Here is a 12,606-nt window from a genome sequence, read left to right as displayed (position 1 = left end):
TCGAATCAGCATGAAGCAACTGTTCCCCAGCACCGCCCTCGCGCTTGTCATTGGCCTCGGCCTGTTGCCACTGTCGAGCGATACGTTCGCAGCCAACAGCTGGGACAAGCTTCAGCCTGATCGCGACGAGGTGATCGCCAGCCTTAACGTCGTCGAATTGCTCAAGCGTCATCACTACAGCAAACCGCCGCTCGATGACGCGCGCTCGGTCATCATCTATGACAGCTACCTGAAGCTGCTTGATCCCTCGCGCAGTTATTTCCTGGCCAGCGATATCGCCGAATTCGACAAGTGGAAAACCCAGTTCGACGACTTCCTCAAGAGCGGCGACCTGAACGCCGGGTTCATCATCTACAAGCGTTACCTGGACCGCGTGAAGTCGCGCCTGGACTACGCCTTGGCCGAGCTGAACAAGGGCGTCGACAAGATCGACTTCAATGCCAAGGAAACCTTGCTGGTGGACCGCAAGGACGCCCCTTGGCTCAAGAGCACCGCCGAACTCGATGACCTGTGGCGCAAACGCGTCAAGGACGAGGTGCTGCGCATGAGGATCGCCGGCAAGGAGCCCAAGCAGATCCAGGAAACCCTGACCAAGCGCTACAAGAACCAGTTGGCCCGCCTGGACCAGACCCGTGCCGAAGACATCTTCCAGGCCTACATCAACACCTTCGCCATGTCCTACGACCCGCACACCAATTATCTGTCGCCGGATAACGCGGAAAACTTCGACATCAACATGAGCCTGTCCCTGGAAGGTATCGGCGCCGTGCTGCAAAGCGACAACGACCAGGTCAAGATCGTGCGCCTGGTACCAGCCGGTCCGGCGGACAAGACCAAGCAGGTCGCCCCGGCGGACAAGATCATCGGCGTGGCCCAGGGCAACAAGGAAATGGTCGACGTGGTCGGCTGGCGCCTGGACGAAGTGGTCAAGCTGATCCGTGGCCCGAAAGGCTCGGTGGTGCGCCTGGAAGTCATCCCGGCGAGCAATGCGCCGAATGACCAGACCAGCAAGATCGTGTCCATCACCCGTGAAGCGGTGAAGCTGGAAGAGCAGGCGGCGAAGAAGTCGATCCTCAACCTCAAGCAGGACGGCAAGGACTACAAGCTCGGCGTCATCGAGATCCCGGCCTTCTATCTGGACTTCAAGGCGTTCCGCGCCGGCGACCCGAACTACAAGAGCACCACCCGCGACGTCAAGAAGCTGCTGACCGAGCTGCAGAAAGACAAGGTCGACGGCGTGGTCATCGACCTGCGCAACAACGGCGGCGGCTCCTTGCAGGAAGCCACCGAGTTGACCAGCCTGTTCATCGACAAGGGCCCGACCGTGCTAGTGCGTAACGCCGACGGCCGGGTGGATGTGCTGGAGGACGAAAACCCGGGCGCGTTCTACAAAGGCCCGATGGCGTTGCTGGTCAATCGCCTGTCCGCCTCGGCCTCGGAGATTTTCGCCGGCGCCATGCAGGACTACCACCGTGCACTGATCATCGGCGGCCAGACCTTCGGCAAAGGCACCGTGCAAACCATCCAGCCGCTCAACCATGGCGAGCTGAAACTGACCCTGGCGAAGTTCTACCGGGTTTCCGGCCAGAGCACCCAGCATCAGGGCGTGCTGCCTGACATCGATTACCCGTCGATCATCGACACCAAGGAAATCGGTGAAAGCGCCCTGCCCGAGGCGATGCCGTGGGACACCATCAAGCCGGCGATCAAGCCCGAACTCGACCCGTTCAAGCCGTTCCTGGCCCAGCTCAAGGCCGAGCATGACAGCCGCACGGCCCAGGACGCGGAATTCGTGTTCATCCGTGACAAGCTGGCCCTGGCGCAGAAATTGATGCTGGAGAAAACCGTCTCCCTCAACGAAGCCGACCGTCGCGCACAACACGCCGACATCGAGGCCAAGCAACTGGCCATGGAAAACCTGCGTCGCAAGGCCAAGGGCGAAGAGCCGCTCAAGGAACTGAAGAAAGAAGACGAGGACCTGATCACCGAGCCGGAAAAAACCAAGCCGGAAGACGATGCCTACCTGAGCGAGACCGGGCGGATCCTGCTGGATTACCTGAAACTCAACACAGCGATCGCCAAACACTGAAGATGATGGCCATTTAATGGTGACACTCGTCGAGCTGTCATCAAACTGACATCAGTCTGTCGTGAAATACAGGACTGGGCGCCCCGGCAGGGGTCGCCCGGTCCTTTTTTTATCGCCAGAGATCGCCATGACCACGACAGAACAGCTGAGTGCCTTGAGTTCAATTCTGGCTCAAAGCGGTTTGCACAGCCTGTTCCAACCCATCATCTGCCTCTCTGAACGACGCATCATCGGCTATGAAGCCCTCACGCGCGGCCCCTCGAACAGCCCGCTGCACTCCCCCATCGCCCTGCTCTCCGTCGCCCGCCAGGCCGGGCGTCTCAGCGAACTGGAACTGGCCTGCCGCCGCAGCGCCTGCCAGCGCTTCAACGAGCAAAAGCTGCCGGGCAAGCTGTTTCTCAACGTCTCGCCCGAATCCTTGCTGGAATCGGCCCATGAGACCGGGCGCACGCTGCAACTGCTACAGGATTTCGGCATCCCGCCCAGCCAGGTGGTGATCGAACTGACCGAACAAACCCCCATCGATGATTTCCAACTGCTGCAGACCGCCCTGCATCACTACCGGGCGATGGGGTTTTCCATTGCCCTGGACGACCTGGGCGCCGGCTATTCGAGCCTGCGGCTGTGGTCCGAATTGCGCCCCGACTATGTGAAGATCGACCGGCATTTCATCGACGGCATTCACCAGGATGCGCTCAAACGCGAGTTCGTCGGCTCGATCCTGAAGATCGCTCGCACCTCGCGGGCCCAGGTGATTGCCGAAGGGATAGAACTGCCGGAAGAACTGGCGGTGCTGATCGAAATGGGTGTCGACCTGGTCCAGGGTTACCTGCTCGCCCGCCCCCATGAACAGCCTTCGCGCGATGCCCGGGCGTTGATGCCCCGCCAGGACGGCGGCGCGGTGACGCTGACCGATGAAGTCAACGACCTCGGCGCGTTGCTCAACGAACAACCGGCCGTGGCTCACAACACACCGACGGCCATCGTGCTGGACGCGTTCCGGCGCCAGGCCAACCTCAATTCTTTGGCCGTGCTGGACGACCAGGGCCAGCCCTGCGGCATCGTTCATCGCCATTCACTCTCGGACGCCCTGCTCAAGCCCTTCGCCACCGACCTGTTCGCCCGCAAGCCCATCAGTCGGCTGATGAGCGATGATTTTCTCGCGGTGGAGTTGAACCAGTCGCTGCAGCAAGTCAGCCGCCTCATCACCAGCCGGGCCCGACAGCGCATCGAAGAAGACTTCATCATCACCCTCAACGGCGGCTACATGGGTCTGGGCCGGGTGATCGACGTGCTCAAGCTGATCACCGAACTGAAGATCCAACAGGCTCGCTACGCCAACCCGCTGACCCTGCTGCCGGGCAACGTACCGATCCAGCAATGCCTCACGCGCCTGCTCCAGCAGCGCCAGGAGTCGGTGATCTGCTACGTGGACATCGACAGCTTCAAGCCCTTCAACGACATCTACGGCTACGGACGCGGCGACGAAGTGCTGCTGTGCCTGGCCCAATGCCTGAACGAACGCATCGACCCCAGTCGCGACTTCGTCGGCCACATCGGCGGCGACGACTTCCTCCTGGTCCTCGGCCCGGAAGACTGGCGCAAACGCCTGGACCAACTCCTGACCGACTTCCAGACCCACTGCCGCCGCTTCTACCGCCCGGAACACCTGGAAGCCGGCTGTTTCACGGCGTTGAATCGACAGGGCGTACGCCAGGAGTTTGCACTGCTGTCGTTGTCCATCGGCGTCGTGCACCTGCGCTCGGACGCCTGTGGGGCGTTGGATGCGAGCCAGTTGGCGGAACTGGCTTCGCAGGCGAAGCATCATGCCAAGGAGATTTTGGGGGGGAGTGTGTATTTGGTTGATGGTTTGGCTGAGCGGGAGGCTGCGGTGGAGTTAGGGTTATCGGTTTGAGCGGAGTCCCCACTGCCGCCCTCGGCCCGAACGCCTGACACTAACCTTGTGGCGAGGGAGCTTGCTCCCGCTGGGCTGCGTAGCAGCCCCTTCTGAATAGCACTCGGTGTGTCGATCTGTAGAAACGGACACATCCTTTACAGTTGAAACCAGGGACATCGTTTACGTTTCTGTTGGCTTGAAAGGCGGCTTTCGCCGCTTTTCAGCCTACCTAAAAGGTAGCTGCAGAGGTATCCCACACATCATCGTCCACTTCTTTGAGTCCTAGCGCCTCACCGGCCAAAGATTCGCTGACGAAAATCATCTTGCCTTTCCATTTCATCGACCCGTTCTGCCTAACCATACGGATCGTCATGTCCGCCGCGAAATCTACCTCAGGCACGCGCCCATCGTACTTTTCCGCCCCGATTGGTGTTTTCAGAAAAATTCGGAGAGGCGATAACTATCCTGACACCGGGGGGGTAGGTCGGTGCTTCCAACCCCGGCGCGGTCACACCGATCAACTCTGGAGTTATGTCCCAGCTCAAGCCAACCTGACCTTCTTTAAGGTATTCGTTAAAGCAACCGCCAGCTCAACCCAGTCCTTGGCTTCCTCGCTATAGACGGGAGCATCCCAATTGCATTCCAGAATCAGCGACACTCTAAAAAAACCGGACTCACAAAACTCCGGGTACCAACCAATATCGATTATTTGCTCGAAGGGAAAGGAAGCTTGAAATAAATCCTCTTTCAGCTCATTTGATATTTCGGCCACGCCTACCGATTGGTCGAGGCAAGAAATATCATCGAAAGTTATTACGCCACCCAGTTTTTTTACTTCGTGCAGGTCCATAGGCTATTTCTTCTTGGTCAATTTTCTAAATGACTCTTCCGAGATCGGATGTCCATGGATTGTGTTTGCGCTCAGCTCAACTCTCATATATCTCGTCTCCTTTCCGTCGTTTGCTCCAATCGTTCGCTCCATATCCATTACCTTCCAAGGCTTTCCGTTGGTTACGTCCTGTCCGTTGGCAAAGACCAGACGTTCAAGAGCCTCTATATCAGTGTCAGGAAGATACTTGGCTGCTCCTCCATTTGCGGTGGATTTAACGACAGATGACCATGGAGCCTTTGGCGCAACGTGTTTATTTCCGTGCCTCGTCCATTGAACATCAGGAGTGCTTGGTGTGCCCTCATTAACACTTACATTTTGTTCAGGCGCTTCACCGCCCCGTCCGGGGTTGCATTTGTTTCCTCCCGGACAATCCACCAACCCCAACGGATCCACCCACCCCGTCGGGTTCAGGGTGTATCGATACCCATTGAGCCCGCCCGCCAACTTACTCGGGTCGGGTGTCAGGTAGCGGCCGGTCTCGGGATTGTAGTAGCGATGCCGGTTGTAGTGCAGGCCGCTTTCCGGGTCGAAGTATTGGCCCTGGAAACGCAGGAGCTGTTCGAGTTGTTCGCCGCCGCCGTGCTCGAGTGCGATGAGTTTGCCGTAGCCGGTGTAGCGCGCCGACCAGACCACTTCGCCGGCGTGGTTGGTCAGTTCTTGGGGGGTGCCCAGGTGGTCGAGGTGGTAGTAGAACGGGCAGGCGTTCAGGCCTTTGCCGACGAGCATCGCCAAAGGGCGGAAGGTGCCCGGCTCGTAGAGGTAGCTGCGGTGGTGGCGCGGGCTGCTTTCGGCGACGAGCTGGTCGCCTTGCCAGAAAAACTCCGTGGTCAGGCCGTCCACGGTCTTGCTGATGCGTCGGCCAAAGGCATCGTAACGGTAGGAGGTTTCGCTACCGTCCGCCGTGGTAACACCGATCAGGCGGTGCTGGCAGTCGTAGCGATAGTCGGCGACAAGGCTGGGAACGTTGCCACGGCGCTCGCGGATCAGGTTTCCAAAGGCGTCATAGTCGTAGTGGCGGTCCCCCTCCGTCAGCAGGCGGTTGCCCTTGAGGGTGGTCGGGCCCGGTCGGTCGTGCAGCAGCACGTTGCCGGCCGGGTCGTGGGCAAAGCGTTCTGGCGGGTCGGTATGGGAATACTGGATGCTGACCAGGCGATCCATCGGGTCGTACTGGTAGTGGCGGCGATTGCGGTGGTTGGCCAGGCTTTCAAGGTTGCCCTTGGCGTTGTAGGCATAATCGCGCCAGAACAGCTGCTGCTGGTGTTGCCACACGGTCTGGGCCTTGAGGCGACCCTGCTCGTCGTAACCGTACTCGCTGAGCAACAGGCCCTGTTGGCGTTGCACTTCCCGGCCGCCCTGGAATCGATGGTCGGTGAGTCGCTTGCCATTGAGGTCGATGGCGGTCAGCACACCGCCCTTGGCGTGGTGGAAGTCGAGCTGGCTGTGGTCCGGCAGCCGCAGGTGGTTGAGGCGCCCGCAAAGGTCGTAGCGATAGCGCAGGGTGCCCCAGCCCTGGTGTTCGGCGACCAGTCGGTCCTGGGCGTCGTATTCGAAGGCCAGCGGATGATCGGTGCCGTCATCGACCTGCACCAGCCGGCCCCGGCCGTCGTAGCGATAGTGGATCGCCTGGCCGTCGGCCAAGGTCTTGACCAGCAATCGCCCGCTCGCATCGCGCTGGTAAGCGGTGACCCGTTGCGTGCCGTCCTCGCCGTGCTCGGTTTTCTCCAGCAGGTGGCCGTTGAGGTCATAGACGTAGGCAGTACGCTGCCCGTCGAAACCGACTTGTTGTCGGATCAAACCGTTGGGCGTGTAGTCCAGCTGATATTTTTCGCCGGATTCGTTTTCGATTTCGGTCAGCAACAGCCGCGCCGAGTCATAGCGGTACTTCAGTTCACTGCCATCGGGATTGCGCCGGCGGCTGACCAGGTGCAGGTCATCGGCGTATTCGTAACGGGTGACACGCCCCAGTTCGTCGCGCTCGGAGGTAACCTTGCCGTAGGCGTTGTAGGTCCAGGCCCGGTTGGCGCCGTTGGGCAGGGTCGTCTTGAGCAGACGGCCCACGGGGTCCCACTGGTAATGCGTGAGGGCGCCGTGTTCATCCTGGCGGGTCAGTAAGCGCCCCAGCACATCGTAGGAAAAACGCCGGCGACTGCCGTCGGGCAGGACCTCTTCCGTCAGTTGGCCGAGCGGGTTCCAGGCGAAGTCATGAAAACTGCCGTCAGGGTGGCTGATCTCCACCAGGCAGCCGCGGGCATCGTATTTGTAGAAAGTGCTGTTTCCCTCGGGATCGATAGACCTGACCACGTCGCCCTGGGCGTTACGCCGGTAAGTCCAGACAGACCTGTCACGGCCTGTGCCTTGGGTGCGGGCGTGCAGGAAACCGTTGCGGTACTCGTAGGACGTGGGCTCATCCACGGGCGGAATCAGTGCCACCAGTTGACCGACTTCGTCGTAGCGGTATTCGGTGACGGCCCCTAGCGGATCCTGTTCGGCCACCAATCGGCCTTGTTCGTCATAGACCTTGAGGTGTTCGCCACCATCGGGCTCGACCTTGCGCACCAACCGCGCGCGGTCATCGTGGACGTACACTTCTTCACTGCCGTCGAGGTGCCGGACCGTGACGCTGCCGTCGTCGCCCCAGGTGTAGCGGGTGTCCATCTGTGCGAACGAAGCCCAGTGCCGGACGCAACGGGCCACCTGCCCGACGCCCTGCCACTCCCAGTAGAAACTCGCGCCACCGGCCAGTTGCCGCTGGAGGATGACGTGCTGGTCGTCGTAGTCGTAACGTTCGCTTTCACCTGCGGCATTGATTGCTTCGATCAGTCGGAAACGTCCGTCATAGCGGTAGGACGCCAATGTCTGTTCAGTTCGCCAAGGGTCATCCAGCGTGGTGGCCGGCTGAAAAGACTGGTAATCGACGGCCACCAGGTGCCGCTGTTGATAACGCAGGCGCAGCGCACGGCCGGCGCCGTTGTCCAGGCGGCAGATGTCACCGTAAATGTTGCGTTGGATCGTCAGGCGGTTGTCGTAGCGGTCGCTGAGGGCGGTCAGATGACCGTCGTGAAAATGCAGGAAAGGCGCCCGTTCGCCCGGTTGGGCGATGATCAGTTCGTCGGGCTCGCTGCCCAGGTAGATGGCCGCGCGCGCCAGGCTGTTATGGATCGCCGGGCGTCGGGCATTGGGCAATGGGAACGTGGTGCGGCGGTTTTCCTGATCGATCCAGGTGACCTGCCCATCCTCCAGTTGCAGGCGATGCGCCAGGGCATGGCTCCAGCCGCGCCCCAGGCCGATGTCCAGTTCAACCGCGCTGGTGCGGTACAGGCGAGTGAAGATAAACGGCAAGTGTCCCTCGAGCGTGCCGTCTTCCAGGGTCAACAGCTCTTCGCCAGTGACCATCGACACCGGACACCCGCTGGTACGGGTCAGGGCCGCGCTGTCGGCGCTGTCACCGTTGGGGTTCTTCGATTGGGCGGGGACATCGTCGTGGACTTCGGTTTTTTTCAGCGTGGTGTTGCGCTGGGCGTCCCAGCGCAGTTGCATCCGGCCGCTTTTCACCGCGCTGGCAACGCCTCGGGCCGCGACGGTCTTGTAGCGGTCCACATAGACGATGAAGCCGTTGACCACGGCGAACATCGCGCTGACGAAGCGCTGGGCGGCTGCCAGCACACGTTCCCCCACGCGAACCAGGCGCAGCGACAGGTAGGCGATTGCGGCACCCGCCCCGGCAAAGGTCAGGACGACCCCGACCAGCAGGTCAATCACCAGTTGCACCGCCCCCATCGCCACGGCCTCGGCGGTTGCGCCGGCGACTTCGCTGGGCGGCAACATCTCCAGCCAGAGGCTGGCGGTGCGCACCAGCAGGCACAGCGCCGCTTCGTCGCTGGCCAGCATTTGCAGCTTGGCCATCACCTGCGGCGCGTCCTGCGCCAGGTCTTGCAACTGCGCGGCACTGGCGCCCAAGCGGTCAGGGAACCGGGCGGGATCCTTGAGGATGTCGCTGAGCAGGGTGATGCTGTCCCACACGCTTTCAATCGCAGCCCAACTGCCGGCAAGCAGGCCATTGCCGACCGCCGCCGCCGAGTGAGTCGCAGACTGCTGCGCCCACTGAGGCTTGAACCGCTGCCACTCGCCGCGCAGCCAGTCCGTCAGCTCCGTGCTCAGGCCATCGTAGGACGAAAACAGGGCCTGGAGCTGCGCAGGCGTGACCTCGTCCTGGACATGCACCCGATAGCGCTTGCCCGCCTCACCGCTGAAGGTGCCCAGGCCCTGGGCATCCAGGGTGACCGGCGTGACCTCGCCGGAGTCCACCGCTACCACGTGCACCACGATGTCGCCCAACGGGATGTCGTACACCGACTCCAGCTTGCTCTCGATGGTCATCACCCCGCCCTGCGGGCATTGGGTGACCGTGGAGAGGAAATCCTCGTCGCCGGTGCTCACCGCGGTGAGGCTATCGCCGAAGCGGATCAGTCGCTCCATGCCCATCAGCGAGGGCACGTCGGCGGCATGACTGGCCCGGTCCGCAGCCCGGCTGTACCAGCGTTCGAGCTGTTCGCGGTAGACCGTCAGGGTGTCCTTGAAGCTGTCGAGCGCCTGCTCGACGCGACTCACCTGGTCCATCAGGCCATCGCTCGTTCAAGGATCAGCAGACAAAAACAGTCGAACATGGGCAGACGTCTCGCAGCGCTCAGGGAGCGCGAGACTTTGCCGGGGATAAAAAGGGAAATAAGTCAGGAAATGCAGCGAGGACTGTAGGCCAATTCTCTAAATGCGCGCATCCAGAACAACCCACCTGGAACGCTCGCGCAAACGGCGAGCGCCCGGCAAGCTGCGGATAACCTAACGGTCGCCGGCTTCGAGCGCCTTGAGCTTAACCTCGGCCAACGGGTGCCCGGCCTTGGCTGCCAAGGCCCACCAGCGGGCGGCTTCAGCCGGATCCGGCGCCTTGCTGGCGCTGCCGGCCAGGCTGATCACGCCAACCTGATAGGCCGCCTTGCCGTCCCCCGCCAGGGCCGCCAGCCGCAGCAGGCGCAGGCCTTCCTCACGTGCGCCAAGCCCTTGGCCACGGAACGTCAGGATATGCCCGTAGAAACTCTGCGCCCCTGCGTCACCCAGGTTCGCCATGCGCGCGAACTGGCCTTCGAGCCAAGCCCAGCCACGCGGCTGGCGGACGAACCATGACCAGTGAAACAAGCGTCGCGCCAGCCAATAGCCGGCCCGCGCCTTGAGTCGCCAGAGCACTCAGGCCTCCGCCGATTCGGGGTATTCGTACTCAAACACCCGGACCACTTCCGAGGCGTGCCAGGACGCGGCGGCCACACCATCGGAAGGCCCGGAAAACCGCCCCAGGCGCTCGACGCACTCGAAGAAACCGGTGCGTGGCAAACGGCTGGCGCCCTGGCTGATCACCAGCGAGCTGCGCAGCGGTTGCTCCGCCCGGGCGTCCAGTGCCGCCAGGTGCTCCAGGGCGGCGGTCAAGGTCTGCATCGCCGGGCTGGGCAACTGCAAGCGCTCCAGCAAGGCGCGGTACGTCAACAAATGGCGCTGGCGGCGCGCCTGGTCCAACTCCCCCAACAACCCATCCCAATGCTGCCGACTGATGCGTACACTCACGACTCGTCCCTCCAACCCGGCACCGTCAACTCCCAGGCCAGACTGCGCCGAATCGCGGCATCGGGCTGACGCTCGCCGCTCTCGATCAAGGCCAGATAAGACGGGCTGATACCTACCGTGCGGGCCAGCGCCTCGATGGCGATGCCCTTCCCTTCGCGCAAACTGCGTAATTGATCCAGGCCAGGGAGAACCTGGTCGGGTGCCGCCGCGTGCCGGACAGAAGCTTCGCGCGACGGTGCTTGATCGAGGCCGGCGGCCTTCAACAACGACTGATACTGATCCCACGGCAAAACCGCGTACTCGGGCTCTCCGTCGCGGGTGATTATTTGAATATCCATGTCTACCCCGTAGGACAACAACACTTAGCGAGTCAGCCTTTTTCCTTGGAAGTGTAATCCTAAATGACGGCTGAGGTCGCGGGGCGATGAATTCTCTGGGGCAAGCGGCGCGGGATCAGGATTTTTCGTGGCGCTGGAGCTGGAGTTGCTCCGGCGTATCGGGCAGCCTTTCGACCCGGGCCAGCTTCTCGGGGGATTGTCGGTAACGCCAGGCCCGGAACGCTTCGAGTTCGGTGTCGAGGGTTTTCATGACCCAGGCCAGCACGGCGATGTCGTCGAACATGCCAAACATCGGCAGGATGTCCGGGATGGCATCCAGCGGGCTGAGGAAATACATGAGCCCCGCCACCACCGACAACATCGACTTGGCGCTGACGGCCCGGTACTCGCCCCGCCAATAGGCCAGGCACAAGGCCTGCAACAGACGCAGGTCCTCTTTGAGCTTGCCTAGCCGGCCACCCTCCCGGGCGCCTTTGCTGGCGACGGCGAACAAAAGGGTGGGCAAACGACCACGGGCCAGCAGACGCCCGGCCAGCGGTAGAAATCGCGCAAAATTCCACGGCGCCTTCATTTTTTCTCCCACTGAAATGTTATCCACACAAATTGTGGATAACCTTGTGAACAGAGCTGCATTTCGCCGCTGAAGCCCCCGTATCATAAGGCCCCGGCTCAGATCGGGCGTTTTTTACTCACTAAAAAAAACCCAATATTTCATTGACTTGACCGGCTGTCTACGGCTAGCACAGCGCCCGTATTGCCTATGACTGTAGCCTGCGAGGTGCGTTCGGTTTTTTTACATTTCCAATGCCCGGATGCAACAACGCCCCGCATGAGCGAGGCGTTGTCTTGGCGCAGACGCGATTACTTGGCAGCGTCTTCCTTGGCCGGATCCTTGATCGCCAGCAGCTCCAGGTCGAACACCAGGACCGAGTTGGCCGGGATCGCCGGGCTCGGGCTCTGGGCACCGTAGGCCAGGTCACTTGGGATGTACAGCTTGTACTTCTCACCGACGTGCATCAGTTGCAGGCCTTCGACCCAACCCGGGATCACGCCGCTGACCGGCAGATCGATCGGGCTGCCACGCTCGACGGAACTGTCGAACACGGTGCCATTGGTCAGCTTGCCGGTGTAGTGCACTGTCACCACGTCAGTCGGCTTAGGCTGCGGGCCATCGGCTTTCTTGACCACTTCGTACTGCAGGCCGGAAGCAGTGGTGATCACGCCAGCTTTCTTGCCGTTTTCCTCGAGAAATTTCTTGCCGGCCGCTGCCGACTCCTCGCTCATCTTGGCCATGCGCTCTTCGGCACGTTTTTGCAGTGCGGCAAAAGCCTCGACCAGTTCTTCGTCTTTCAGCTTCTGTTCTTTCTTGCCGACGGCATCTTCAATGCCCTGGGCAACCGCTTTGGAGTCCAGGTCATCCATACCTTCCTGAGCCAGGCTCTTGCCCATGTTCAGGCCGATCCCGTAGGAAGCTTTCTGCGCCGGGGTCTTCAGCTCTACGCTGGTCTGCGAGTCGCAACCCGCGAGTACCAGGCCAACCAGGGCCACCGCCGCCGCCAACCGATGCTGTTTCATGCTATTTCCTTGTTCATGCGCCTAAAGGGCAATCGAGTAAAGCCGCGAGCTTATCAGGCGGCCCCGACCAATGGCTACCGGCATGTGAGCCACAAAGCGAGGATAAGTTCAGGTCGGCAAACGCTTTTTAATCCTCGACAGATGAAGCCTCTGTCATCTGTTACCTACACAGACAAATGAGCACCTCGTCGCAACGCAAAGGATA

The 12,606-nt window shown here is 61.2% G+C and carries 9 protein-coding genes; 2 read left to right on the top strand and 7 right to left on the bottom strand.

What is annotated here, in order from left to right:
- The first annotated feature begins 10 nt into the window (after positions 1 to 10).
- Both AD664_RS09010 and AD664_RS09005 read left to right on the top strand, forming a co-directional pair.
- Entirely contained in the window at positions 11 to 2,089 is a 2,079-nt protein-coding gene (locus AD664_RS09010) for a carboxy terminal-processing peptidase (RefSeq protein ID WP_172679713.1), read from the top strand.
- A 127-nt stretch (positions 2,090 to 2,216) separates the two neighbouring features.
- Positions 2,217 to 4,004 (top strand): bifunctional diguanylate cyclase/phosphodiesterase, encoded by a 1,788-nt coding sequence (locus AD664_RS09005; protein ID WP_053145994.1) that lies wholly within the window; start codon positions 2,217 to 2,219, stop codon positions 4,002 to 4,004.
- A gap of 523 nt (positions 4,005 to 4,527) precedes the next feature.
- On the opposite strand, the gene AD664_RS09000 is transcribed toward AD664_RS09005, so the two are convergent.
- The 7 genes from AD664_RS09000 to AD664_RS08970 form a co-directional block, all read right to left on the bottom strand.
- On the bottom strand, positions 4,528 to 4,836 hold the full coding sequence (locus AD664_RS09000) for a hypothetical protein (protein WP_047736493.1): 309 nt from the start codon (positions 4,834 to 4,836) through the stop codon (positions 4,528 to 4,530).
- A 3-nt stretch (positions 4,837 to 4,839) separates the two neighbouring features.
- Positions 4,840 to 9,495: an RHS repeat-associated core domain-containing protein gene (locus AD664_RS08995; RefSeq protein ID WP_083454167.1), complete on the bottom strand. Its 4,656-nt coding sequence runs from the start codon at positions 9,493 to 9,495 to the stop codon at positions 4,840 to 4,842.
- 219 nt (positions 9,496 to 9,714) lie between these two features.
- Positions 9,715 to 10,116 (bottom strand): hypothetical protein, encoded by a 402-nt coding sequence (locus AD664_RS08990; RefSeq protein ID WP_053145992.1) that lies wholly within the window; start codon positions 10,114 to 10,116, stop codon positions 9,715 to 9,717.
- Positions 10,117 to 10,488 (bottom strand): hypothetical protein, encoded by a 372-nt coding sequence (locus tag AD664_RS08985; RefSeq protein ID WP_003179080.1) that lies wholly within the window; start codon positions 10,486 to 10,488, stop codon positions 10,117 to 10,119. It lies immediately after the preceding gene.
- On the bottom strand, positions 10,485 to 10,826 hold the full coding sequence (locus AD664_RS08980; RefSeq protein ID WP_042728960.1) for a helix-turn-helix domain-containing protein: 342 nt from the start codon (positions 10,824 to 10,826) through the stop codon (positions 10,485 to 10,487). The genes AD664_RS08985 and AD664_RS08980 overlap by 4 nt, the downstream gene beginning before the upstream one ends.
- 115 nt (positions 10,827 to 10,941) lie before the next feature.
- On the bottom strand, positions 10,942 to 11,397 hold the full coding sequence (locus AD664_RS08975) for a YkvA family protein (protein WP_053145990.1): 456 nt from the start codon (positions 11,395 to 11,397) through the stop codon (positions 10,942 to 10,944).
- A gap of 290 nt (positions 11,398 to 11,687) precedes the next feature.
- The gene (locus tag AD664_RS08970; protein WP_053145988.1) at positions 11,688 to 12,401 is read right to left on the bottom strand and encodes an FKBP-type peptidyl-prolyl cis-trans isomerase; all 714 of its coding nucleotides are present in this window, start codon (positions 12,399 to 12,401) and stop codon (positions 11,688 to 11,690) included.
- Positions 12,402 to 12,606: the final 205 nt, after the last annotated feature.

It is taken from the genome of Pseudomonas sp. P97.38 (assembly GCF_001269745.1).
Lineage (GTDB): Bacteria > Pseudomonadota > Gammaproteobacteria > Pseudomonadales > Pseudomonadaceae > Aquipseudomonas > Aquipseudomonas chlororaphis_E.
Note: the sequence above shows the minus strand (reverse complement) of the source record. Positions and strands in the feature narration are given on the sequence as shown.